Origin of the sequence: Acinetobacter sp. YH12098 (assembly GCF_013419235.1) — a bacterium.
In the GTDB taxonomy this organism is placed as follows: domain Bacteria; phylum Pseudomonadota; class Gammaproteobacteria; order Pseudomonadales; family Moraxellaceae; genus Acinetobacter; species Acinetobacter amyesii.
This window is the reverse complement of sequence record NZ_VPAO01000012.1, coordinates 17912-42855: the sequence shown is the minus strand read 5'-3', so window position 1 is coordinate 42855 and position 24944 is coordinate 17912. Positions and strand designations below refer to the sequence as shown.

The window sequence follows — 24944 nt, the reverse complement described above, 5'->3', positions numbered from 1 at the left end:
CTAAAACCTTTACGAGGCTTTTGACTGTTTGGATTTTAAAATTTCAGTTCTGAAGTTTTGAGCCAATTCAGCGGCATCACTGTCCATTCCATTGAGCATAAACGCATGACGCGTCAACACATTGGTCGGATTTGGCAAGCTGACCAATTGGAAATGATCTGAAATCTCTTTGAGCAAAGTTGTCGGCACATGAATGGCACTTTCTTTGGCAACCAATTGTTGGACTAAACGCTCAGCCGCTTGTACAGAAGACAATTGCATGGCTTCGACAGAGCTTGAAATCGCGCTACGGGTTTGTAAAACGAAACGTTTTTCTTCACGGTAGCGTTTATATAAAACATCTGAAAGCAATTGGAATACTGAGCTGATCATGGTGAGGCAACGCAGCGCATCTGGAGTGTCAGCGGTCGTGCTGATGGTTGCGCCATGTTCATCAAACTTATGTACCGTACTGATGTCAGAACTGTTCAATTTATAATGTTGAACACAGAGTTCTGTGGTTTTATTTAAGAAAATTTGGCAGAGATTAAAATACGGCACAGACACGGTTTTGTTGACGCTATCGAGCAGCTGTTTCGGATCATAAAATTGAATATTTAATGCCAAGCTGTTGCTGTCGAGAACCACTGGTTTCATGTCTTTATGCTGTTTTGCTTTTGCTTGCGCATTTTGCTGCGCTTGAGCAATCGCCACAGCGGCATTATGTTTTTCTTGTTCTAAGGCTTGCGCTAGCGTTTGAATTTCATGTTTTAGACGTGATTCATTGTTGATTCGCGCTAAATATTCAGTACGACTAGGGCGAGCAATGGCACGATACGCTAACCACAACAAGCCATGTAGGAATAATGAAAATAGAATCGCGGCCCATTGCGTACGTAAGATTTCACCAATACTTGGTTTAATTAAAGTGATTTCAACCGTTCCGACTTTCTTTTCGTTTTGCAACGCATCACGAACAAAGATTTCACCGTCACGGGTTTTGGTCAAACCGCCTGTGGCCAAAACTTGATTATTGGCATTTAAGATGCGGATGGAAGCCACGCTCGGGTTGGTTGCATAGCGGTCAGCAAGTAAGGCTAATGATACGGTATTGGCCGGCTCAAGCTCAGATAGGCTGTCTGTAACCAATTGACTGGTCATCAGTTGTCCCTGACTGGCACGGTTTTCGTTCAGTTGGTGGGTTGTTGCCAATACCAATAAAAAGGTATGCAAAGCAAAACAAACTACTAATAGGCTAGCAAATAGCCCTTGTCTAGGCGCATTCAACGTAAACTTCCAAGGCAATTCTATTCAATTTAGATTATGATTCTTACATTAGTTGTAGCTCAGACCCGAGTCAATTCATGCGAGAAATCATTCTTATATCACTTTTAGGACCTGACCAACCTAATCAATTTACACGATTAATGCAGGTTTTGTCCGCACATTCCTTACAGATTTTAGATGTCGGACAAGCAGTCATCCACAATCAGCTGACTTTAGGTATTGTTGTTTCGTCGGAAGACCAGACTGCGACAGCATTAGCCATGAAGGAGATGTTGATTTTAGCACATGATATTGGCTTAACTGTGCGCTTTAAACCAATCTCTACAACAGAATATCAACAATGGGTAAATGAGGGAGGCCGCACACGCTATATCGTTACGGCACTTGCGCCAGAATTACAGGCGTCTCATTTACAGGCAGTTACAAATATTGTGTCGAGCCAAGGCTTTAATATTGAAACTGTGACTCGTTTATCTGGCCGTCCAGAGTTAGATGGATCAAGCGAAGGTCCACGCCGTGCCTGCGTTCAATTTGGTTTAAAAGGCCAGATGTTGGATGCCACTGCGATGCGTGCAGCATGTTTACGTCTATCTACCGAACTAGGGGTAGATGTTGCCGTTCAAGAGGACAATGCTTACCGTCGTAATCGTCGTTTGGTCTGCTTTGATATGGACTCAACGCTGATTGAGCAAGAAGTGATTGACGAATTGGCGATTGAAGCGGGTGTCGGGGCTCAAGTGGCTGAAATCACTGAACGTGCTATGCAAGGCGAGCTCGATTTCCAACAAAGTTTCCGTGCACGTGTGGCACTGCTCAAAGGTATGGATGCTTCGGTATTGCCTAAAATTGCAGAACGTCTGACTGTTACAGAAGGTGCGGAACGTCTGATTTCAACGCTTAAATCATTGGGTTATCGCACGGCTATTTTGTCAGGTGGTTTTCAGTATTTTGCCGAATATCTACAAGCAAAACTGGGTATCGATGAAGTCCATGCCAATGTACTGGACGTACAAGATGGCGCGGTAACAGGTGAAGTGAAAGGCCATATTGTGGATGGTGCCCGCAAAGCCTTCTTATTGACACAAATCGCTGAAGAAATGGGGATTTCATTAGAACAAGCCATTGCAGTCGGTGATGGTGCGAATGATTTGCCAATGTTGTCTTTAGCTGGCTTAGGCGTTGCCTTCCGTGCGAAACCTTTGGTGCGTCAAAATGCCAATCAAGCCATTTCAAGTGTGGGTTTAGATGGTGTTCTTTACCTGCTTGGTGTGCACGATAAAGATTTAAATCGTGCTTAAAACCATTTAAGTCATACTAAAAAACGTAGCCAAAAGGCTGCGTTTTTTTATGCCAAGAATTCAGCTCATCCGATGAACGGTAGAAGAAAATTGTCGATAAAAACAACGATTAACAGCATTCGAAAAATTAATTTTTTTAGCCTAAAATCAGCTGTTTTTTTTGTAATGACACTCGAAACGAGATGCCATCATTGTTCTAGAAATTCTTTAAAAAGAAAAAATGTAATGACAAAATAATGTTGCGACAAGGTGTGTCGCATGGACAAAAAACGAGACTTTTTTTATGCAAAAAACTCAGCATAATGCTTGCAAGAGATTGAGATCGACCAAATCTATTTACTGAAGATACAGTAGTGAGACGGCTCAGCATCCTGTAAGACAAGAGATGTCAGCTGTCAAATGACGGAGGTTTTTATGTTAACAGCGAATTTAGCAACAATCGTTGGCCTGAGCTTGGTATCGGCGGCTGTGATTGCTGTTTTCTTCTCGCCTTATCGTCGCTGGTTAAGTTTTATGCTGGCGGGGATGCTGGTGTGGGGACTCATTGAAGTGATTCGATTTGGCACACAAACCATGTTTGAATTATCAGTGACTTATAGTTATTTAACGGCATTAATGGCCGCAATGGTGGTATTCACTTTAGTATTGTTACGTGAAGACCGCCGTGCAGAGCGTGCGATGGCAAAGCGCCAATGTATAGAGCACACGCCTGTATATGATGAAGAACAGCAATGTTCGAGCCGATAAGTGCCAGAACAAAATTTCAATGAAAATGCGCCTGAGGGCGCATTTTTTTATGAACGTATTAGTCCGATTTGAGATACAAAGCCTTACTTCTCAAAAGCCAAGTTATGGTAGGATGAAGCCAGTCAATTTTCCAACAATTACAATAGGCTTTAAGTCATGAAACTATCATCAATTCCTGTCGTAAAACTACCTTTAGTTGATGTCAGTACGGATCCACTTGATTTACTCGTGGCAGGTTTAGCGCTTCGTATGAAACAGCTTGCACGTACTAGCCCTAAATTCATTGAATTGGTTCATGAACGTCAATTCCGTATTCAAATCGGCACGGATTTAGGTGTTGCACGTCAAATTATTGTAAATAATGGACAGATTGATACTGTTTCAGGCGATGCTGAAAAAGCAGACTTTATTTTGCAATTTGCGGACAGCGAACAGGGTGTAAAAACCTTGATGAAAGGTGACCCAACTGCATTTATGACGGGTATGCAAAATGGCAGTATTAAAATGGAAGGTGATTTTGGTCTACTGGTCTGGTTTAACCAAGTGGCGAAGTTAATTCCACCTAAACTTCCAAAACCGGTTAAAGAAAAAATCAAAATCGCACGTGCGTTTATTAAAGAAAAAACAGGTAAGTAAGATTTACGCCTTGTTCTCCTCCTAAAGGAGGAGCATTAAAAAAAGCCCTCTTTTGAGGGCTTTTTTTAATGCTTCAGTGGTTATTCAACTTCTAAATTAAAGGTCACTGGACCGTCATTAACCAAATGCACTTTCATGTCGGCGGCAAAGATGCCTGTTTGTACATGGTCATATTGGCTCTTGGTGTAATCGACCAGCTGTTCATACAGTGCTTTGGCATCGTTTGGCGGCATGGCAGGGCCAAAATCGGGGCGCAGACCTTTTTGCGTTTGCGCCATCAGGGTAAATTGAGACACCAAGAGGATACCGCCGCCGGCTTGACTGACATTCCAGCCCATCTTGCCTTGTTCATCATCAAAAAAGCGGTATTTCAAGATCTTATCAATCAGCTTTTTGCCTTTTTCTAAATCGTCAGCTTTGCCAAGGCCTAAAAACACCAAAATACCGTGATTAATTTCACCCGTGATCTCACCATCGACCACCACTTTGGCTTCCAAAACACGTTGTAACAAGGCCCGCATAACTTCTTCCGAGTAGAAAATTGAACATAGGGCAGGGATTGTAGCAAAGACAGCATTCTTTCGAGGCAATGTGTAGAAATTTTTGGGCTCAAACATTTGAAAATAAACTGTATATTTTTTATAAATCTAATAATACGATTAAATTTATAAAAATAATCTGTTTTTATCTATTTATTGAATGCCAGTATCTTTGCGGGGCAGGAAAGGTATTTAACAGAGAGATTAAGACGATGTTTAAGCGTTCTTTATTGGTTGCGATGTTAGCAACAGCAACAGCGGCGACTCAAGCAGCGCCATTAACAAAAGACAATGGTGCACCAGTAGGCGATAACCAAAACTCGATTACTGCGGGTCCAAATGGTTCAGTTCTACTTCAAGACGTACAATTGGTTCAAAAATTACAACGTTTTGGTCGTGAGCGTATTCCTGAGCGTGTGGTACATGCCCGTGGCACAGGTGCGTATGGTGAATTCGTTGCAACTAAAGATTTATCTGATCTCACCATTGCTTCATTGTTCAAAGCAGGTACTAAGACTCCAGTTTTCTTACGTTTCTCGACTGTAATTCATGGTAAAGGTTCTCCAGAAACTTTACGTGACCCGCACGGTTTTGCGATCAAGTTCTATACACAAGAAGGCAACTGGGACTTAGTGGGTAACCAAACTCCAGTATTCTTCATCCGTGATGCGATCAAATTCCCAGACTTCATCCATGCCATGAAGCCTAGCCCAATCAACAACGTTCAAGACGCAAACCGCGTATTTGATTTCTTGTCTAGCCAGCCATGGGCAACCAACATGTTGACTTATGTGTATGGTAACCAAGGCGTGCCTACCAGCTACCGCGAACAAGACGGCTTTGGTGTACATGCGTACAAGCTTTATAACGACAAAGGCGAATACAAATACGTTAAATTCAACTTCCGCTCTAAACAAGGCGTGAAAGGTCTGAACGTTAAAGAAGCTGCTGAGCAACAAGGTAAAGATTTCAACCACTTGACTAACGATCTTTATAACAACATCAACGCTGGTAAATTCCCGAAATGGGATCTTTATATCCAAGTGTTAGATCCTAAAGATTTAAACAGCTTTGATTTTGACCCGCTTGATCCAACAAAAATCTGGCCGACGAACCTAGTTCCAGAAACTAAAGTCGGTACATTGACGCTGAACCGTATGCCGAAAAACTTCTTCAATGAAACTGAACAAGTGGCATTGGCTCCAGGTAACTTAGTTCCAGGTATCGAGCCTTCAGAAGACCGTCTATTACAAGGTCGTATCTTCTCTTACTCAGATACTCAAATGTACCGTTTAGGCGCGAACCACCAGCAAATTCCAGTCAACCGTCCGCTTGTTGCTGTTAACAACAACAACCAAGATGGCTACATGAATGTTAGCGAGCGTGATTCTGACGTGAACTACGAGCCAAGCCGTAAAGTGCCTAAAGCTGCCACTGAGAAAGCACGCGCTGTTCAAACTCCGCTGACAGGCACAGTTCAACAGATCGGTACCAAAGAGCAAAACTTCAAGCAAGCGGGTGAGCTTTACCGTTCATACTCTGCTAAAGAAAAAGACGATTTAATCATGAACTTGGCTGCGGATCTTGGCAACGTAAAAGATTCTGAAACCAAGCACATCATGTTGTCTTACTTCTACAAAGCAGATGCAGACTACGGTATGCGTATGACTAAAGCAGTAAACGGCAACCTTGCAACAGTAAAAGCTAAAGCAGCACAACTGAAAGACTAATTTCGATCAGTCTGAAGGATTGGTAACTAGGGTCTAGAACGTTACCTCAAAAAAGTCCTATGAAGCTCCATACCTTTCCTGCACCCTAGGGGGAGTTTCATAGGCACTCCTTAAATATTCATTTTTATGAAATGAATTATTTCTAATTCAATTCTACATTCGATTTCTGTTGGAGTTCATCATGAAAGTTATGCAACATTTGACTTTAGCCAGTCTTCTAGCGTTTGGTTCCGCATTCGCAAACGTGGCAATCGCGGAAGATATCTCCCCCGCTAAAGCAACTGCAAGCGATCAGATGACCTCACAACAGGAATTGATCGCAATTTTCTTTGCTGCAGCCAAAACTGGCAATGAAGAAGTCATCAATGAATTTCTTAAGCACGGTTTTCCGGTCGATGTGCGCAATGCTTCGGGTTTTACACCACTGATGATGGCGACCTATTATGGTCATCAAAATATTGTGACTCGTTTGCTAGAACAAGGTGCAGACCGCTGCGCACGTGACAATAAAGGCAACACCGCATTGATGGGTGCCATGTTTAAATTAGAATGGGCGATTGCAAAGCAATTACGCCAAGTGGATTGCGATGCAAATGCCAAAAAAATGGGGCAAAAGACTGCAGAACAGTTTGCGCGTGAATTTGGTCAAGAAGAAAAATATCGACAGTTACTCAAAAAATAGTGAGCTTGATCGCGCTCAGCTTCAGCAAAAAAATTGAAAAAAGTCGATGAATCGCGGTGATTTATAAGTTATTCCACTAAATCAATCGGCTTTTTATCAATAAAGTATGCTTTAATGCAAAGAGTTGATAAAAACTGAAAGTCTTTATGTCTCCAATCATCCAATCCTTATTAGACACAGATCTGTATAAATTCACCATGCTTCAGGTAGTGTTACACAAATTTCCGCAAACCCATAGTGTGTATCACTTTCGTTGCCGTAACTTGGATGATACAGCCTATCCACTGGTTGAAATTTTGGATGATTTAAACATGCAGCTCGACATGCTTTGTCAGTTGAAGTTTAAAGAAGATGAATTGCAGTATTTACGCAGTTTACGTTTTATTAAAAGCGATTTTGTTGATTATCTTGAATTATTTCAGCTTAAACGCCGTTTTATTAAAGCGGGTATTGATGATGAAGGTCGACTCGACATTTGGGTAGAAGGCCCAATGGTTCAAGCGATGATGTTTGAAATCTTTGTTTTAGCCATCGTCAATGAATTATATTTCCAACGTATTCGTACACCCGAAGTTTTAGCCGAAGGTGAGCGCCGTTTGCAACATAAGATTGCCTTGCTGAAGCAGTATGAAGCACGGCAAAATCCAAATGATCCACCATTCTTGGTCTCTGATTTTGGCACGCGTCGTCGTTATAGTTATGCATGGCAAAAGCATGTAATTGAAGAATTAAATCAGGCTTCACCGTATATTTTCCGCGGTACAAGTAATGTTCTGATTGCCAAAGACTTGAACATTACTCCAATTGGTACAATGGCGCATGAATTCTTGCAGGCGTTCCAAGCGCTTGATGTTCGTCTACGTAACTTCCAGAAGTCTGCGCTAGAAACATGGGTACAGGAATACCGCGGTGACTTAGGAATAGCCTTAACGGACGTTGTCGGTATGGATGCGTTCCTACGTGACTTCGATTTGTACTTTGCCAAACTATTCGACGGTTTACGTCATGACAGTGGCGACCCGTATGAATGGGGCGATAAAGCCTATGCACATTACAAAAAGCTTAAAGTCGATAGCAAAAGTAAAATGCTGACCTTTAGTGATGGTCTAAATATCGAAAAAGCGTGGGATTTGCATAATTACTTCAAAGACCGTTTCCAAGTTAGCTTTGGTATTGGCACCAACTTGACCAATGATATGGGGCAAACTGCGCTGAATATCGTACTGAAACTGGTTGAATGTAATGGTCAATCTGTGGCAAAAATTTCAGATAGTCCGGGTAAAACCATGACGGATAATGATACTTTCTTAGCGTATCTACGTCAGGTATTTGACATCCCAGAAGTTAGCGCTTAAACACAGCATTAGATAAAAATAAAAAAGCCGAATCAATGATTCGGCTTTTTTATATCTAAAATATTGCTAAAGGAATGCAAAAATTCAGAATAATAGTGAAAATGACTTATGCTAAGATCGAATTTAATCGCACAAAATACAACACGAACAACGATGACAGCATCTACACTGAATTTTGGTCTGCTGATTGAAGCGGAAGAATTGGTTCCACATCTGGGCAATGAAAAACTACGGATCGTCGATTTGAGTCGTCGTTCGGTTTATGACCAATTGCATATTCCACATGCACTGCATGTGCAGCCGAAACTGTTAGTGCGCCAAGAAGAACAAGCGATGGGGCTTTTACCTGACCAAGCCGGTTTAGAACAGCTCATCAGCTATCTGAATATCAGTCCAGAACATCATGTAGTAGTGTATGACGATGAAGGTGGGGCATGGGCTGGTCGACTGATTTGGAACTTACATTGCCTCGGTTTTGAAAATACCAGTCTACTGAATGGTGGCATCCATGCTTGGCTTGGGGCAGGCTTACCGACCTCGTCTGAAATTGAGCAATTTGAACCCGTGAGCCCATTGGTTGAAGTAAGTGCAGAGGCGCGTGCTCAGTATCAAACAGATTATGATGAGCTATTGGCTCGTGTGCAGCAGGAGCAAATCCAAGTATGGGACTGCCGTACCGAAGATGAATATACAGGCCTACGTTTGGCTGCGCGACGCGGCGGTCACATTCCGGGGGCACGACATTTCGAATGGAGTACTGCCCTTAACCGGGAAAATCATTTAAAATTGCATCCTTTAGAACGCACACAACAACGCTTAGAACAATTGGGATTCAATTTAAACGAACCTGTGGTGGTATATTGTCAGTCCCATCATCGGTCGGGCCTAGCTTATATACTGGGACGTTTACTCGGTTGGAATATTCGAGCTTATGATGGTGCGTGGAGCGAGTGGGGCAACCGACTCGATAGTCCTGTGATCACCGGAGAGTTGCCGTCTTGAGCCTTACATCTCAGTTAAAAAAACAAATTTTTATTCAAGCTCAGCGTGTTGTTCCGCAGCACAAATTATCACGTATCGTGGGTAAATTGGCTGCGAGTGAAAACCCTGTGGTGAAAAATGCTGTGATTACCGCATTTAAAGCACAGTATGGCATCGACATGTCGATTGCTGAGCAAAGTAATGCCCTGAAATTTAAATCATTCAATGAATTTTTCACTCGTTCTTTAAAAGAAGGCGTACGTGTAGTTGATGCAAATGCCAACAGTGTTGTTTCACCCGCAGATGGTGCGATTTCACAACTGGGTAAAATTGAAAATGGTGATGTATTTCAGGCCAAAGGGCAGAAGTTCACTGTTGAAAACCTGATTGCCGATCCACAATTGGCTGAGCCGTTTAAAAATGGTCAGTTTGCTACGGTCTATTTGTCTCCAAAAGACTACCACCGTGTACATATGCCATTTGCAGGGACATTGACAGAAACTTTGTATGTACCGGGTGAATTATTCTCTGTAAACCAAACCACTGCTGAAAATATTCCGGGTTTATTCGCTCGTAATGAACGCATGGTCTGCTTATTTGATACAGAAGTTGGTCGTATGGCGGTCGTACTGGTAGGTGCAATGATCGTGGCAGGTATTGAAACCGTGGCTACAGGTAAAGTTAAACCGACAGGGCGTTTGGAACTGAATCAACACGATTTATTCTTAGAAAAAGGTGCAGAATTGGGCCGTTTCTATTTAGGTTCAACAGCGGTTGTGTTGTTTGAAGAAAACAAAATGCAATGGGATGCGACCTTTAAAGCCAACTCGACTGTGGTGATGGGCGAAGCTTTAGGGCATACCATTTAATGAATTCCCTGTCCCTTTAGGAGAGGGTTAGGGAGAGGTTTTTGAGCTAAGCTGATGTATTCAAAAAAGAATCCCTTCTAACCTCCCTTTATTAAAGGAATGAATAAAAAAAAGCGCCATCAGGCGCTTTTTTTAAATTCAAAATTTAGCGTTTTACGACGATCGAGTCGATACTGCTATGACGTAAAGTTTGTTGTGCAATCACAGCAGCTTCTTGTGAATCATAGGGGCCAGACACGACGCGATACCAAACTTTGCCATTTTCATTACTTTGGATCACATCGGCAGATAAGCCATTTAAAATAATTTCTGCACGACGGGCATCGGCTTGGTCAGGGTCATCATAGCTACGCACTTGCAAAATATAGCTTGCAGGGGCAGGTGTTGTTTCTGTGGCTTCAATACCCGGCTCAGTCGGTGTAGTGGTATCCGTTTCAGGTGCTTCAACGATCACCACGGTTTCTTTAGTATCTGTTTCAGGCACAGCTTGATCTGGAATCGGGGTGACTTGTTGCTGAGGCAACAGATCATAAAAACGGTAATCTTTATTGGTTTCTTCTTGGTAGTGTTCAGAGGTAATTTGACCTTTCGGTTTTACTGGCTCCCATGGCTTCCATAACATTAAGGCCACTAAGAAACTCAACACGATTAAAATGATCACAAGTGTACCTAACCATGCAGGAATCAATGGTTTTTTAGGCTGATTTGGCCGCTCTGATACACCGCGTTGCGTTTTTCCAAACACGAGGAAACCTCTTTAATTTTAATTGTTACGAACCTAGTGGGAACTGACCCAAAACCAAGTTCTGATTATTATATATTACATGACTGTCATGCTGTTTATGTTTAATTTTCACAATTTCAACATCTTCAAGTTTTCATTTAAAGATGACTGAATATCCATGAAAATACAGGCTCATAAAGAGCCTGTATATGCGTCAATGTATATGGTTCATACATGGACGGATTCTAACGTATACTAAGAATGGCTTACATTGATTCAGGCGCACTCACACCCAATAATTCAAGACCATTGCGTAAAACTTGCTGTACGTTTACAGACAGTAATAAGCGTGCTTGAGTCAGTTCTGCATCATCACCCAAGACTTTATTTTCATTGTACCAACCATGGAACAACGCCGCTAATTCTTTCAAGTAGTTACCCACTTGGTGTGGTTCATAGCTGTTTGCAGCACGCACCACAATTTCAGGATAAGCCGCAAGTTTAGCAAGAACTTCAGTTTCAGCTTCTAACTCAAGTTTAGCTGCAAATTGACGCGCAGCTTCAGCAGAGAATTGAACGTCTGTCGCAGCGGCTTTTTCGAGCATACGGCAGATACGTGCGTGTGCGTATTGGATGTAGTACACCGCATTGTCTTTGCTTTGAGACACAGCAAGGTCTAAGTCGAAGTCAATGTGTTGTTCTGATTTACGCATGACATAGTAGAAACGAGCAGCATCGTTGCCTACTTCTTTACGTAAGTCGCGTAAAGTCACGAATTGACCTGAACGAGATGACATTTGAACCATCTCGCCGCCACGCCATAGGCTCACAAATTGAACCAAAAGCACCGTCAATTTTTTAGAATCATAGCCAAGCGCATCAATCGCTGCTTTCACACGTGCAATATAACCGTGGTGGTCTGAACCCCAGATATCAATGATATCGGTATATCCGCGTTGTAGTTTATTTAAGTGATAAGCAATGTCGGATGCGAAGTATGTAGTCTGACCATTACGACGTTTCACAACACGGTCTTTTTCATCACCAAATTCAGTTGATTTGAACCAGATGTTGCCATCTTTTTCGTATAAGAAACCACGTTGATCGAGCATTTGTAATGCTTCATCAATTTTTTCAGTCAAGGTTGCTTCGCTGAACCATTGATTGAAAGTCACGCCAAATTCACCGAGGTCATCTTTAATGTCATCAAGAATGGCTTTCAGCGCAGCTTGATGGAACACACGGTAACCCGCAGCCAAATGGTTTTGTGAATTATGAATCAAACCATCAATGTGTTTTTCTTTATCACCTGAAACAACGACTTTATTGCCTTCGCTATCGAGTTCGGCAGCATATTGCACATCTTCAGGAACATCTTTGTAGATGTCGGCAACAGGGCGTACATAAGCATCGCCATCTTTGTCGATAATGCTTTGTGCGATTTCTTTAACGTAGTCGCCTTGGTATGCATTTTTAGGGAAGATCAGTTGTTGACCGGTCAATTCTAAATAACGCAAGTAAGTCGATGTCGCCAAGATATCCATTTGACGACCAGCATCGTTGACATAGTATTCACGGTCAACTTTGGCACCTGTTGCTTCAAGAAGATTGGCAACGGTCATACCGTAAGCTGCGCCACGACCATGACCAACATGTAGGCTAGACGTTGGATTCGCTGAAACGAATTCCACTTGAACACGTTTTTCAGCATTGGCCTGTGTGCGACCGAACTGATCTTTCTGAGCTTGAATTTGGTCTAAGACAGCAAAACGTTGGTCAGCATTTAAAAAGAAGTTAATAAAGCCAGGACCTGCAATTTCTGCTTTGCTGATATCTGCGACTTCTGGAAGATTTGCCAGAATTTTTTCGGCTAAATCACGCGGCTTCATACCTGCAGCTTTAGAGGCAATCATGGCAATGTTTGACGCAAAGTCACCGTGGCTTCGGTCTTTGGTTCGGGTCAAATTGCTAGTATTGTTCCAGTCAGTTGGGAGTACACCTTCAGCTTGAAGGGATTGCACTGCATGATCGAGCGCTGCTTGTATTGCCGTATTCATAATCAGTCGAAAAATAAATGTCGCAGAAAAACGGTAAATATAGCAAATTTCAGGCTCTTTAGGTGAACCCATTTGTTGCGAATAAAAAATATTCGATAAAAGTGAAGCATTGCTTATATCGAAGTAAAACGATATAAGTGATTTAGAGATTCAGGATCATTGCTTGAGTATATGGACATGTCACAACCCACCCCTAAAATTTTTGGCAATGTGCCGAAGTTAGCTGCACGCTGGGCGCTGATTATCGTGCCGTTTATTTTATCCTGTCTGATGAGCGGTATTATTTCGTTTATTAATATGCTCAGAAATTTAGGGTGGTTTGAGGGATTTCTGACACTATGGCTGCATAATTGGATGATTTCATGGGCAATTGCTTTTCCCATTGTACTGATTTTATTGCCATTTGTTCGAAAGTTTACAGGCCTGCTGGTTGATATGTCAGGGCCACAGCCACCTGCAAAATAAGACTGCATGTAAGTCACAGTTGAGTAAAACGGTGACTTACTGCATTTCGCTTTAAATATTTATAGGCTATCGCGACAACTTACTGCTTTAGAGAGTAATTCTGCTTTGTTGTTTTGGAAGGTATAGAGTTTTGAGGAATTAAACACTTTAATGACTTTGGCCTGAGCGACAGCGGTTTTAAAGCTTTGGAACTTTTGCTGATGGGCTGTCTCAAACGGATTTCCAAAGTTTTTATTGTCGAGCAGAATTTGAATTTGCCCCACATTTGTATCATGTGCTTTTAGGATCTCTTGGCCATCCGCGTTGCTTATACTGAAAGTTGGGCGCTGAGTGCTGATTTTGCAATTCAATTTGAGGCTCAAGGTGAAATTGTCTGCCGATTTATTTTTGAGGGTAGATGTGCCTTGTTGATCATTTTCAATATAGACCCACTGATTTTTCGGCATATTGGTCAGTAGGGTTTCTAACTGTTGTTGGGTACTTTTGCTGATATCGACAGTGCCTTTTTTATCGATTTCAGGGGCTTTTTCTTTACCGAGCATGCCCATCACTTTGTCGCTGACTGTGCTACTGGTTTTGGAAATGGTCTGGCAAGCGCTTAAGCTACTGATGATTAGAATGAATGGTAGTGTATAGATGGCAGGTAAATGCATAGATTTTATTGTTCTATTAAATTTTCGGATCGGCAAAGTTTAACGGTTCTACGCATAAAGCTCAAACCTGCGGCCAATCTCCTTTGAGGAGGACTGCTGCAGGCGGCTAGAGCAGCCATTCTACACAGGCACGAATAATCCCCAGTGCGAGGCCAATAAAACCACCGACCACGACACCATTGACTCGAATCATATGCAAGTCGCCACCGACTTCGTTTTCGATCTTATCGATCATTTCACGTGAATCCCATTCATGTATACGTTCACTGATAAACCGAATGACTTTTTCACTGTATTGGTCGGAGAGATTGATGGCAATATCACTCATTTTTTCATTCAGCAATTGGCGTACAGCAACGTTAGAGACAATATTTTCGCCCACTTGTTGAATGGCGACGCGTAGGTTTTGTGCAATACCTGAGTCCGGCTTTTGTAGATCAGATTTAATCGCATCACATAAAATCACAACAGCGCCGCTTAAAAAGTTAAGCATTTGTGGGCTGTCTAATAAAGCGTCCTTGGTGCTATTCAAACGTTGGCTGGCTACACTTTGATTGTCTGCCAACTCATGCATGAGTTGCTGTGCCATTTCTTCAATTTTTCGACGCCACGGATGTTCATGGTCAGCAAGCATGGACTCGACACGACTGACCAGTGAATCAATGGTGCGCTGCTGTACATCAATACCAATCCAACTCGCACCTTTGGCGAGCTTCCAAACTCCAAGTTCTTTAAACAATTGACGTGATAAATCACGGGTTTGTTCAGGGTGTTGTAGCATCCAATCATGGGCTAAATCCAGTCCACGTTGCAGGACATCTTGATGGAAGTCATTTTCTAAAACTGCCCGTAGCATTTCACTGGCAAGATGGTTGACTTGCGTATTGCGTACCCATTGCACGCTGTTATTTTGGATAAATCGTCCAATTTGTTCCTGACCGACAAATTCGAAAATTTTCGGTACCGTTTGCTGAATGACTTGGGTCACTTGAGCATTATTGTGCGGATTGGCCAACCATTTCCCGACGGCAAGAGAGAGATCCGTCTCCGCTAAGCTTTTTTCAACCACTTGTGGTGAAAGAAAATTCTCCTGAACAAAGCGGCCCATTGACTCGGCAATGCGTGCTTTATTACGAGGAATAATTTCTGTGTGGTCACGTAAAAATTTAGGAATCGGAATCCGACCAAAGGGATTGCGAAATAAAACGGTTATCGCATACCAGTCTGCCAAACCACCAACCACTCCAGCTTCTGCTGAAAGCATCAAAATATGAATGAGCCAGACGTATTCGGGCAGCAATTTAGCTGCGATCATCAATGCAATCCACGCCAGCACAGCCACCACCAAAGCAATGGTGGCAAAGCGTTTACTGCGTTGCAGACTGGGTGAAACAGCGGGCTGTTCAATTGGGTTCATCAATGATCGGGTCTCTATGGGTTGACTTATTTGGTGGCAGGCTCAGCAGCTACAGGCAAAGGATTTCCTTGGCTGTCTAAACCATATTTAGCCCCGAGTGACTGCAAAATCAAGCGAGCATCAAAGGCATCCTGAGGGGCTTTGGCACGATCTTTATAGCAAGTAATACTGTAGGAAACTTGAGTTGGATCGAGTGTGACCACCTGTGGAACGTCATAAAACGGGCCTGGCCAAAAGCCGGGATGGCGACGGTAATAGCCATATGGATAAGGCATAGGGTCTGGGTAAATCACTGCTTGGCGCGGCGGTTTTTGACTCCGGTTACTCGGGTCATCCATGACTTTAAAATATTGAAAGCCATTGTGTAGGGTGGTTTGAGCAGCTTTAACCAAGGTGATTTCTTCGGCAGTGCCATAGCTCATATTGGGTCTAGCTTGGAAGCTAATCCGATAGCTTTGAGCATTTAATGGCGTTGCAGTATAACGACCCAATTGTTCGAAGGTTAAAGGCTTCGATGGGGTGCTTGCACAGCCGGTGAAGCCCAGTGCTGCGGTCATGGCTGCTGCGATAATGAGTTTGTTCATGCGCATACTCCTGTTCAGTCGGTTCTTGACAAGGGGAGATACTGGCCAAAAGCCGTCAATTAAAAGCTAGAATTGGGCTGGGTTAAAAATTCCAATTCCTCTGCTGTAGATGTTCTGCCCAATACCGCATTGCGATGCGGGTAACGTCCAAATCGATCGATAATCACTTTATGCTTTTTTTCAAATTCTAAGTTGATCGGATTGCCCAGTTGCTCAAATAATTTTAACGCGCTTTGATGGATTTTTGTCGATTCGCTATGCATAAAGGGCATATATAAAAATGAGCGCTGTTCAGGGCTTAATTGTAGATCTAAACCCTGCGCGATGGCTTCTTGTGCAAGCGCCAAAGCCAGTGCATCTTGGGCAAAAGCCAAGCCAGAGTCACGGAATAAATTTCGCGAAAACTGATCTAAAACAATAATTTCAGCCAAGCGACCTTCGGCTGTGGTGCGCCATTGCCACAGTTCTGCTTGACTGGCCGCTTGATGGATGTCTTTAAACTTTTTTTCGATTAAAACATCAAAATTATTGCTTTTAGCGAACCAATTAGGCTGATTTTCTGGGTTAAACCAAAATTCGAGAATATCTTGATAATTCATAAGTTTTAAGCATTATTAGCATATATTTGTTTATAAAATCACAAATTTCAAATGTCATATAGAGTAAGTTTGTGATAAAAAATTGCCAAAATAAAATCACGGTTTGTCTCAAAACTATACAGTGGGTCATTTGCCCACTTCAAATCGCGTTATACTGATATAAACTGATGATTTTATTTTAGTAGTTTCTTCCATTTAAGCGAGATAGCAATGAGTCAACCCGAATCGACCTCTCAAGACATTTTACCGACTTGGGTAGATTCTTCGCTGATTAAAGGAATGTTGCGCGGTATTGAGCGTGAAAGCTTGCGTATGCAAAGCAACGGTTTCTTGTCTCAGGCCGACCATCCCCAAGCTTTGGGTGCGGCTTTGACTCATCCGCATATCACGACAGACTATTCTGAAGCTTTAATGGAATTTATCACGCCGCCAAAAGAAACCATTACAGAGGCGTTGAACTATCTGGAAGATATACATGCTGTTGCGCATACGCATTTAGAACATGGTGAAAAACTTTGGCCGTTGTCGATGCCATGCATGTTGGATAAAGACGAAGACAGTATTCGTTTAGCGCAATATGGCAGCTCGAATATTGGGCGCTTTAAAACCTTGTACCGTCGTGGTTTAGGGGTGCGTTATGGTCGCCGGATGCAGACCATTTCAGGGGTGCATTATAATTTATCCTTCCCAGATCATTTCTTTGAAGCACTTCAACAGCATGAAACTGACGACGCCCTCAAGGCATTGAGCTTACAGGATTATCGCAGTCATCGTTATTTCGGCCTGATCCGTAATTTTATTCGTTTAACGCCATTGGTGATGTTTTTGGTTGGGGCGAGTCCGTCGGTGTGTAAATGTTTTATGACTGGACGTGAACATCAGCTGTTACCGCTCTTAAAAGGCACGCTATTTTTACCCTATGCAACGGCGCTGCGTATGGGAAATTTTGGCTATCAAAATTCAGCACAAAAACAGTTAGGGATTCACTACAACGACATTCAGGCGTATTTGGAAGGTTTGCAAAAAGCGGTGCATACCCCGTATGCCGCATTTAGTCATTTAGGTTTAAATGATGAACAGGGTGAACCGATTCAAATTAATGACCACGTGTTGCAAATTGAAAATGAATACTACAGTTTGGTTCGTCCGAAACAAGTGCCACAGGATGGTGAAACACCATCTGAAGCCCTGCAAAATCGTGGTGTGGGTTATGTAGAATTACGCGCAGTAGACGTCAATCCTTATAGCCCAATTGGGATCAATGAAGACACGGCAGGCTTGCTCGAAGTGGTGGCTTTATACTGTTTATTGCAAGACAGCCCAGCATTGTTAGATGCCGAACAAAATGAAATTGAGAAAAATCAGGCTGAAGTAGTAAACCGTGGCCGTGCGCCAAACGCAGTGATTTTACAGCAAGGCCAAGCGATTCCAATTGAAACATGGTGTCGTACACATGTTGCTGCGATGCAACCGTTGGCTGAATTGCTGGATGATTCTTACAATACAGATATTTACACTCAGGCAATGGCTGTGATGCAATCACGCATCGATGAAGTCGATGAAACATTGTCGGCACGTATGATTAGCGATACTTTAGAACAAGGTGGAACTTGGGGCTTTGGTAGCTTGATGGCCTTACAACATGCTGAAGTGTATGAGCAGCATGTCTTGAGCCCAGAAATTGCAGCATATTTTGCACAAGTTGCTGAGCAGTCTTTAGAAAAACAGGCTCAACTTGAGCAAGACTGCACCTTGAGTTTTGAAGAATATTTGAAAAACTTTAGATAAAAAATTTTAAGAGGATTTACCATGAAATGGAGTTTCCGCTTCGTGAGTGGTTTGTTGTTTTTAGCCAGCGTGATCGGTATGTCTTTTGCGCTGTTTTTAGAACATGTACAAGGCTTAGAACCTTGTCCGTTGTGCGTATTCCAACGTATTGGTTTGATTGGACTCGGCATCATTTCATTGATTGCATTGATTCACAATCCAGCATCGAATTGGGGTAAACGAATTTACGCATTGTTGGGGACACTGTCAATTCTATGGTCTGCTGGGGTGGCTGCGCGTCATATTTGGCTGCAAAACTTACCGCCAGATAAAGTACCGAGTTGTGGTCCGGGACTGGATTATTGGGTAGAAACGCTGCCTTTAAAATCGGTCTTTGAGCAAGTACTGACGGGTTCTGGTGAATGTGCCAAAGTGGATTGGGCGTTCTTGGGGCAATCGTTACCGGTTTGGTCATTGGTGTTTTTTGCGGTATTAACCTTGCTCAGTCTTTGGCAGTTATTGCGTAAATATCCAAGCAGACCAGTGCCACGTTTACGTGATAAATTTTAATTTATTGATACATAAAAAAGCCCTCAGTTGAGGGCTTTTTTTATGAGTCTGAATGGGGGTACGTTAGGTTAGGGCAATGCCTTCCACACTTTCCAAGTCCATCATAAATTCATAGATATGATCACAAGCTTTATCGTCATTGTTTGGATAGAACCAATGCACGATTTGCTCAGCCACTTGCGGATGATGCTGAATTTCAAAATGGTTCAAGCCATAAAAAATTGCTTTATGTGAATCTGGCACTTTCAGTTGATACCGGGCATTTGGGTGTTCTCCTAACGCACTTTTCACACTGACCAAGTAATCTCCAATCACATGTCGCGTTTTATTGCGACGATGTTCATATTCGATGGTCCCTGCAACGAGGTAGGTATTGATATGCGATGGAATCGGGGCTGGTTTACGGTTGTCGTCCATGAGTCCAATACGGACATCATTATGTTCCCAATCATCATCACGCACGCTGCCATAGCGCAAATCTAAAATGCCGTTACTGCGAATATTCACCACATGCCCCACGATTTTGACCAAAGGGAAACGGCCCAATTGATCTTGCAAATGAAATCCGACACGTTCAAGCACAGCACCATGATGTGGTGAGCCCAAGCAGACTAGATTTTCGACTTGATGAATCCATTGATACATATTTTGTTTGCCATAAAAAATGGCACTACGGGACACTAAGCCTCCCATACTATGGCCAATTAAGTCGATACTGGTAATGCCGGGGTTGCGACGGACCAAATCTTCTAATGTATTGGCTAGGCTGCGACCATTGGTCGAGATACGACGACCCGTGTTGTAATTTAAATACAGCATGGTGTTGTGGTCACGTTGTGACAGTAATTTTTCACCAATGCCGCCATATTTGGCTGTCGACCATGACAGATGATTCATGCAGAGCCCATGAATCAACAGGGTAATACGACCGGTTAATTCGCCTTTTTGTACCGCACCATAATGGTCGTAAACCACCATGGGTAAGGCCATCGGGTTGTGATATTTCAGTAAATAGTCGCCCAAGACCCCATTCAGCGCGCCCACTAAAAAATGTAAAGACGGGGTGAGGGGTTTGTCGTGTAAGCGTGGGAATTTTTCAATAATGCTACGCAGCGTTGGTGCAAGTAAATAATTGCCATAGTTGAAAAAGGTGTTGTAAGAAAATTCATAAATCCGTGCAATGGTCGGCTGCTTATGAAAGGCTTTCGAGCCTTGTTCGCTCATTCCAAAAATACTGATTAAAATTTCACGTTGAATGTTTTTGATCAAGTCATGCACGACATCACTAAAACGCATTGTCACGAGCTGTGCCAAACCTTCCAGTACATCTGCTTGACTGGGTGGTGTGCGATCCCATTTACAATAGGTTTCATGCAATGGTGTTAAGCTAGGCATAATGTTCCTATCCTTACATTCAATGCTATTCCTCGATTGTATTTATTACTGGAATAGTCTGAAGTTTCATTGTTTATTTTATAAAATTCTCACGAACAGCTTTTACAATACCGATAACAGACCTGTCGGTGAATGCCTTTTGTCTGACAATTTTGCTAAAAATTCAAATTTATAAAATGTGATGTAGTTAGCACTTATATGCCACTTTTAAGGCAATTTAAAGATCAATTTGGAATCAAAATGATGAATATTGTGTATTTGCATGGTTTTCAAAGTAACTCAAATTCAGTGAAAGGGCAGATATTGCGGTGCTATTGCGCAAACTTAAATGGTGTGCATGTGCATTTGCCAGATTTGAATATGCCACCGCTACAGGTGATGCAGCAGATGTCAGAGCTGATTGACGGTCTAGATGATGTGGTTTTAGTGGGCAGCAGCTTAGGTGGCTTTTATGCGACGCAGTTGATGGCACGCCATCACATTCCTGCGGTGCTCATCAATCCTGCGGTCTATCCATGGCAATTATTTCGTGATTTATTTGGCGAGACGGCATTGCCCTATCAGGTGACTGAAACATGGTGCTTAGATGATGCACAGCTCAATCAAATGCAGGCTTTGGCGGTATCTAAGGTTAAGAATGCAGATCAACTGTTGGTCTTGCTCCAACAAGGTGATGAAACCTTGGATTATCGAGATGCCGCTGATTTTTATAGTGCGGCTCAAGCCGGCATGGCCATGTTGATTACTGAGGTGGGTGGAACACATGGCATGGATGATTTTGCAGAAAAAATACCGATGCTCTTGCAGTTTTTGTCCGATGCTGTCAAAAATATGCCTAAATAAAATGATCCAATACAAATGCTGACTAGCTAGATCTAACATACAAATAATGGGCAGTTACGACATCATTTGACGTTGAAATTGTTTAAGAAAATGGCGGCTGATCGCAAGAGATATGCATTTTAATAAAAAAGCATATACTGTAGCGCTTAAAGAAATGTTTTAACCAAAAAGCAGGGAATTTTGCAACGTGACGCAATATACGGCTCAATCACTTGAAGTTTTATCTGGCCTAGATCCGGTACGTCGTCGTCCGGGGATGTATACAGACACTACACGACCAAACCATTTGGCGCAGGAAGTGATAGATAACGCCGTCGATGAAGCGCTTGCAGGACATGCCAATAAAATTACTGTGACGGTTTATAAAGATGGTTCTTTGTCGGTAGAAGACAATGGACGCGGTATGCCTGTTGATATTCATCCTGAGTATGGCCAAAGCGGGATTGAAATTATTCTGACCAAATTACATGCCGGTGGTAAGTTCAGTACCGATAACTACCAATTTTCAGGTGGTTTACACGGTGTGGGTATTTCGGTGGTGAACGCACTGTCAGATCGTGTTGAAGTGGAAGTTCAGCGTCAAGGCAATCTATATAAAATGGCCTTTGAACATGGCGTTCCTGTGGCACCGCTTGAGGTGTTGGAAGGTAAATGCGCTAAACGTGCAACGGGTACTACCGTGCATTTTTGGCCTGAAGCCAAATATTTTGATTCGCCTAAATTTGCGCTGAAAGCCTTAAAACACAACTTAAAAGCCAAGGCTGTTTTGGCGGCAGGCTTGCAGATTATTTATATCGATCAAATCAACAACGAAAAGATCGAATGGCAATTTGAAAATGGTTTAGTCGACTATTTGATGGATGAGCTGCAAGACCGTGACATCGTTCCAGTTCCTGCATTTGTGGCGACTGGTGAAGCTGAACGTGCTAGTGCTGAATTTGCCATTTGCTGGAACGTTGAAGGCGGCGAACAGATTCAAGAAAGTTATGTCAATTTGATTCCAACTGCGCAAGGCGGTACACATGTCAACGGTTTACGTTCGGGTGTGACAGATGCGATTCGTGAGTTCTGTGAATTACGTAACTTGTTGCCGCGTAATATGAAGCTGTCTGCCGAAGATGTGTGGGATGGCGTCAACTTTATTCTGTCTTTAAAATTCCAAGAGCCGCAATTTTCGGGTCAAACTAAAGAGCGACTTTCAAGCCGTGAAGCCTCTAGTGTGGTGTTAAATATTGCCAAAGATGCCTTTGCACTGTGGCTGAATCAAAACTCCGATATTGCTATGCAACTGGCAGAAATGGTGATTGCCAAGGCCGGTCGCCGTTTAAAAGCTGCGAAAAAAGTTGAACGTAAAAAGATCGTTTCAGGTCCAGCCTTACCAGGTAAATTGGCCGACTGTGTGGGCCATACCCTCGAAGAATCAGAACTGTTTATTGTGGAAGGGGATTCTGCAGGTGGTTCTGCCAAACAAGCACGTGATAAGAACTTCCAAGCGATCATGCCGATCCGCGGTAAGATTTTAAATACTTGGGAAGTGTCATCTGATGAGGTCTTAGCATCGCAAGAAGTACATGATATTGCGATTGCGATTGGTGTAGATCCGGGCAGTGACGACTTGTCAGAACTTCGTTATGGCAAGATTTGTATCTTGGCCGATGCGGACTCTGATGGTTTGCACATTGCGACTTTACTCTGCGCATTGTTCGTCAAACATTTCCATACTTTGGTTGAGGAAGGACATCTGTTTGTGGCGATGCCACCGCTGTTCCGTATAGATGACAATAAAGATGTGCACTATGCCTTGGATGAAGATGAACTAGAAAGCATCTTAAAGAAATGTAAAACCAAAAATCCTCAAATCACACGATTTAAAGGATTGGGCGAGATGAACGCGAGTCAGCTGCGTGAAACGACTATGGATCCCGATACACGTCGTTTAGTGCAACTGGACTTGGATGACGTACAGTTTACTTCAGGTTTACTCGACAAATTATTGGCGAAGAAGCGCTCTTCAGACCGTAAATATTGGTTGGAACAGAAGGGTAATTTGGCCGATTTAGCGGTTTAAAATTGCAACAAGGAAAAAAACCACGCAAGTGGTTTTTTTTTGCTTCAAATTTAGGAAAAGCTGCATGATTTGTGTGCCAAAACACCGTGTTTTTTGAAAAACGTCGCAAAATTGTTCAATTATAGGTCAAATGTTGGATACAAGTTTGTATGCATCTTTGCGGTGATTTTACGATTTTTGAATCGACCCATAAAAAATTAAAAGCAAATTTTATGATTGTAACTATGTGAAAAATAACATTTAAAAATAAATAAAAGCACTCAATCAAAATAAAAAATAAGGCTTGGCACAGTTATTGAATTGCTCTGTTGTGATGAAAGACAACAAATGCATTTTAAAAATGTGAATTACAAGCTTAGGTTGGGAGTGTGAATAATGTTTCAACGCAATGTATTTGCTAAAAGTATTTTAGCGGCAACGATGACTGGGGCGATTGCTTTAACGGGCTGTTCAAAACCTGCAGAAGAAAAAACAGAAAGCGCTACATCAGAACCAAAAGCCGCTGCAGCAAGTGGCGATACTATTAAAGTCGGGATCTTACATTCGCTGTCAGGCACGATGGCGATCTCAGAAACTTCTCTAAAAGATACGGCCTTGATGGCGATTAATGAAATTAATGCCAATGGCGGGGTATTGGGCAAAAAACTAGAACCTGTGGTGGTGGATCCGGCATCGGACTGGCCACTATTTGCGGAAAAAACCCGTCAGTTGATTACCCAAGACAAAGTAGCCGTGATTTTTGGTTGCTGGACGTCGGTATCTCGTAAGTCGGTTTTACCCGTGGTTGAAGAATTAAATGGCTTATTGTTCTACCCTGTTCAGTATGAAGGTCAGGAACAGTCTAAAAATATTTTCTACACAGGTGCAGCACCGAATCAGCAAGCGATTCCTGCTGTTGAATATCTGATGAGTGAAGAGGGTGGTAAGGCAGAACGCTTTGTACTATTGGGCACAGACTATGTTTACCCACGTACCACCAACAAAATCTTACGTGCATTTTTGAAGTCGAAAGGCATTGCCGATGCAGACATCATGGAAGAATATACCCCATTTGGTCATAGCAACTATCAAACCATTGTGGGCAATGTGAAGAAGTTTGCGGCAGGGAAAAAGACTGCTGTGATCTCGACCATTAACGGCGATTCAAATGTGCCGTTCTATCGTGAATTGGGCAACCAAGGCATCAAAGCTGCGGATATTCCAGTGATGGCGTTCTCTGTGGGTGAAGAGGAATTACGCGGTATCGATACCAAGCCGCTGGTAGGACACTTGGCGTCGTGGAACTACTTCATGTCGGTGAAAAATCCAGTGAATACTGAATTCACCAATAAAATGAAGCAGTATGCCGTGGAATACAAACTGCCAAATGCCGATAAATTTGTGACCAATGACCCGATGGAGGCTACCTATGTCGGCATCAATATGTGGAAACAAGCGGTAGAAAAAGCAGGAAGCACAGATGTCGATAAAGTGCGTGAAGCTATGGCCGGCCAAGAATTTAAAGCGCCATCGGGCTATACCTTGCAAATGGATGCGTCGAACCATCATTTGCATAAACCAGTCATGATTGGTCAGATCCGTGCCGATGGTCAGTTTGATGTGGTGCACAAAACCGCAAAAACCATTGCTGCAGAGCCATGGAGCCCGTACATCCCGAAATAATTCAATCCAAATGCCTACTGCCATTGTGTAGTGGGCA

Annotated in this window: 23 protein-coding genes; 14 read left to right on the top strand and 9 right to left on the bottom strand. The window is 42.7% G+C overall.

Annotated elements, in window-relative coordinates; translation table 11 throughout:
* Window positions 1–9: 9 nt before the first annotated feature.
* The gene (locus FTU38_RS05180; RefSeq protein ID WP_180110692.1) at window positions 10–1266 is read right to left on the bottom strand and encodes a hypothetical protein; all 1257 of its coding nucleotides are present in this window, start codon (window positions 1264–1266) and stop codon (window positions 10–12) included.
* 77 nt (window positions 1267–1343) lie between these two features.
* Between FTU38_RS05180 and serB the strand changes: the two genes are divergently transcribed.
* The 3 genes from serB (at window position 1344) to FTU38_RS05165 (ending at window position 3947) form a co-directional block, all read left to right on the top strand.
* Window positions 1344–2564 carry a phosphoserine phosphatase SerB gene (gene serB / locus FTU38_RS05175; RefSeq protein ID WP_078193257.1) on the top strand — a complete coding sequence of 407 codons (1221 nt, stop codon included), beginning with the start codon at window positions 1344–1346 and terminating at the stop codon, window positions 2562–2564.
* Window positions 2565–2978: 414 nt separating this feature from the next.
* Window positions 2979–3311 carry an AciT family ciprofloxacin tolerance protein gene (aciT, locus tag FTU38_RS05170; protein WP_078190616.1) on the top strand — a complete coding sequence of 111 codons (333 nt, stop codon included), beginning with the start codon at window positions 2979–2981 and terminating at the stop codon, window positions 3309–3311.
* Window positions 3312–3467: 156 nt separating this feature from the next.
* A complete protein-coding gene (locus FTU38_RS05165; RefSeq protein ID WP_078190615.1) occupies window positions 3468–3947 on the top strand; it encodes an SCP2 sterol-binding domain-containing protein in 480 nt (159 codons plus the stop codon).
* Between the two features lie 80 nt (window positions 3948–4027).
* On the opposite strand, the gene dtd is transcribed toward FTU38_RS05165, so the two are convergent.
* Window positions 4028–4468 carry a D-aminoacyl-tRNA deacylase gene (dtd, locus tag FTU38_RS05160; RefSeq protein WP_168379709.1) on the bottom strand — a complete coding sequence of 147 codons (441 nt, stop codon included), beginning with the start codon at window positions 4466–4468 and terminating at the stop codon, window positions 4028–4030.
* 230 nt (window positions 4469–4698) lie between these two features.
* Here dtd and FTU38_RS05155 point away from each other — a divergent pair, with 230 nt between their 5' ends.
* From FTU38_RS05155 to asd, 5 genes are all read left to right on the top strand, one after another.
* The gene (locus FTU38_RS05155) at window positions 4699–6216 is read left to right on the top strand and encodes a catalase (protein ID WP_180101689.1); all 1518 of its coding nucleotides are present in this window, start codon (window positions 4699–4701) and stop codon (window positions 6214–6216) included.
* Window positions 6217–6397: 181 nt separating this feature from the next.
* Window positions 6398–6898: an ankyrin repeat domain-containing protein gene (locus FTU38_RS05150; RefSeq protein WP_078193253.1), complete on the top strand. Its 501-nt coding sequence runs from the start codon at window positions 6398–6400 to the stop codon at window positions 6896–6898.
* A 146-nt stretch (window positions 6899–7044) separates the two neighbouring features.
* A complete protein-coding gene (gene pncB / locus FTU38_RS05145; RefSeq protein ID WP_180088689.1) occupies window positions 7045–8253 on the top strand; it encodes a nicotinate phosphoribosyltransferase in 1209 nt (402 codons plus the stop codon).
* Window positions 8254–8406: 153 nt separating this feature from the next.
* Window positions 8407–9255 carry a sulfurtransferase gene (locus tag FTU38_RS05140; protein ID WP_180008663.1) on the top strand — a complete coding sequence of 283 codons (849 nt, stop codon included), beginning with the start codon at window positions 8407–8409 and terminating at the stop codon, window positions 9253–9255.
* Complete coding sequence (asd, locus tag FTU38_RS05135; RefSeq protein ID WP_078193251.1) at window positions 9252–10103, top strand: archaetidylserine decarboxylase; 852 nt, start codon at window positions 9252–9254, stop codon at window positions 10101–10103. The genes FTU38_RS05140 and asd overlap by 4 nt, the downstream gene beginning before the upstream one ends.
* A gap of 145 nt (window positions 10104–10248) precedes the next feature.
* On the opposite strand, the gene FTU38_RS05130 is transcribed toward asd, so the two are convergent.
* Together FTU38_RS05130 and argS are read right to left on the bottom strand one after the other, a co-directional pair.
* Window positions 10249–10848, bottom strand: a complete 600-nt coding sequence (locus FTU38_RS05130; protein ID WP_078193250.1) for an SPOR domain-containing protein — start codon at window positions 10846–10848, stop codon at window positions 10249–10251.
* A gap of 245 nt (window positions 10849–11093) precedes the next feature.
* Window positions 11094–12884 carry an arginine--tRNA ligase gene (gene argS, locus FTU38_RS05125; protein ID WP_180073346.1) on the bottom strand — a complete coding sequence of 597 codons (1791 nt, stop codon included), beginning with the start codon at window positions 12882–12884 and terminating at the stop codon, window positions 11094–11096.
* A 177-nt stretch (window positions 12885–13061) separates the two neighbouring features.
* Between argS and FTU38_RS05120 the strand changes: the two genes are divergently transcribed.
* Window positions 13062–13349, top strand: a complete 288-nt coding sequence (locus FTU38_RS05120) for a DUF2798 domain-containing protein (protein ID WP_372491143.1) — start codon at window positions 13062–13064, stop codon at window positions 13347–13349.
* Window positions 13350–13408: 59 nt separating this feature from the next.
* Here the strand turns inward: FTU38_RS05120 and FTU38_RS05115 are convergent, their stop codons facing one another.
* From FTU38_RS05115 to FTU38_RS05100, 4 genes are all read right to left on the bottom strand, one after another.
* Window positions 13409–14002 (bottom strand): hypothetical protein, encoded by a 594-nt coding sequence (locus FTU38_RS05115; RefSeq protein WP_180036023.1) that lies wholly within the window; start codon window positions 14000–14002, stop codon window positions 13409–13411.
* Window positions 14003–14108: 106 nt separating this feature from the next.
* Window positions 14109–15419, bottom strand: a complete 1311-nt coding sequence (locus FTU38_RS05110; protein WP_180110691.1) for a DUF445 domain-containing protein — start codon at window positions 15417–15419, stop codon at window positions 14109–14111.
* A 26-nt stretch (window positions 15420–15445) separates the two neighbouring features.
* Window positions 15446–16003 carry a hypothetical protein gene (locus tag FTU38_RS05105; RefSeq protein WP_180108874.1) on the bottom strand — a complete coding sequence of 186 codons (558 nt, stop codon included), beginning with the start codon at window positions 16001–16003 and terminating at the stop codon, window positions 15446–15448.
* Window positions 16004–16062: 59 nt separating this feature from the next.
* Entirely contained in the window at window positions 16063–16602 is a 540-nt protein-coding gene (locus FTU38_RS05100) for a DUF924 family protein (RefSeq protein ID WP_078190604.1), read from the bottom strand.
* A 210-nt stretch (window positions 16603–16812) separates the two neighbouring features.
* On the opposite strand from FTU38_RS05100, the gene gshA reads away from it, so the two are divergent.
* Both gshA and FTU38_RS05090 read left to right on the top strand, forming a co-directional pair.
* Window positions 16813–18390: a glutamate--cysteine ligase gene (gene gshA, locus FTU38_RS05095; RefSeq protein WP_180110690.1), complete on the top strand. Its 1578-nt coding sequence runs from the start codon at window positions 16813–16815 to the stop codon at window positions 18388–18390.
* Window positions 18391–18411: 21 nt separating this feature from the next.
* Window positions 18412–18939: a disulfide bond formation protein B gene (locus FTU38_RS05090; protein WP_180106736.1), complete on the top strand. Its 528-nt coding sequence runs from the start codon at window positions 18412–18414 to the stop codon at window positions 18937–18939.
* A gap of 63 nt (window positions 18940–19002) precedes the next feature.
* Here FTU38_RS05090 and FTU38_RS05085 read toward each other — a convergent pair whose 3' ends face one another.
* The gene (locus FTU38_RS05085) at window positions 19003–20334 is read right to left on the bottom strand and encodes an alpha/beta hydrolase (protein ID WP_180110689.1); all 1332 of its coding nucleotides are present in this window, start codon (window positions 20332–20334) and stop codon (window positions 19003–19005) included.
* A gap of 243 nt (window positions 20335–20577) precedes the next feature.
* Here FTU38_RS05085 and FTU38_RS05080 point away from each other — a divergent pair, with 243 nt between their 5' ends.
* From FTU38_RS05080 to urtA, 3 genes are all read left to right on the top strand, one after another.
* Window positions 20578–21177 (top strand): YqiA/YcfP family alpha/beta fold hydrolase, encoded by a 600-nt coding sequence (locus FTU38_RS05080; protein WP_180110705.1) that lies wholly within the window; start codon window positions 20578–20580, stop codon window positions 21175–21177.
* A 187-nt stretch (window positions 21178–21364) separates the two neighbouring features.
* On the top strand, window positions 21365–23245 hold the full coding sequence (gene parE, locus FTU38_RS05075; protein WP_180110688.1) for a DNA topoisomerase IV subunit B: 1881 nt from the start codon (window positions 21365–21367) through the stop codon (window positions 23243–23245).
* Window positions 23246–23620: 375 nt separating this feature from the next.
* Complete coding sequence (urtA, locus tag FTU38_RS05070; RefSeq protein ID WP_180004371.1) at window positions 23621–24907, top strand: urea ABC transporter substrate-binding protein; 1287 nt, start codon at window positions 23621–23623, stop codon at window positions 24905–24907.
* Window positions 24908–24944: the final 37 nt, after the last annotated feature.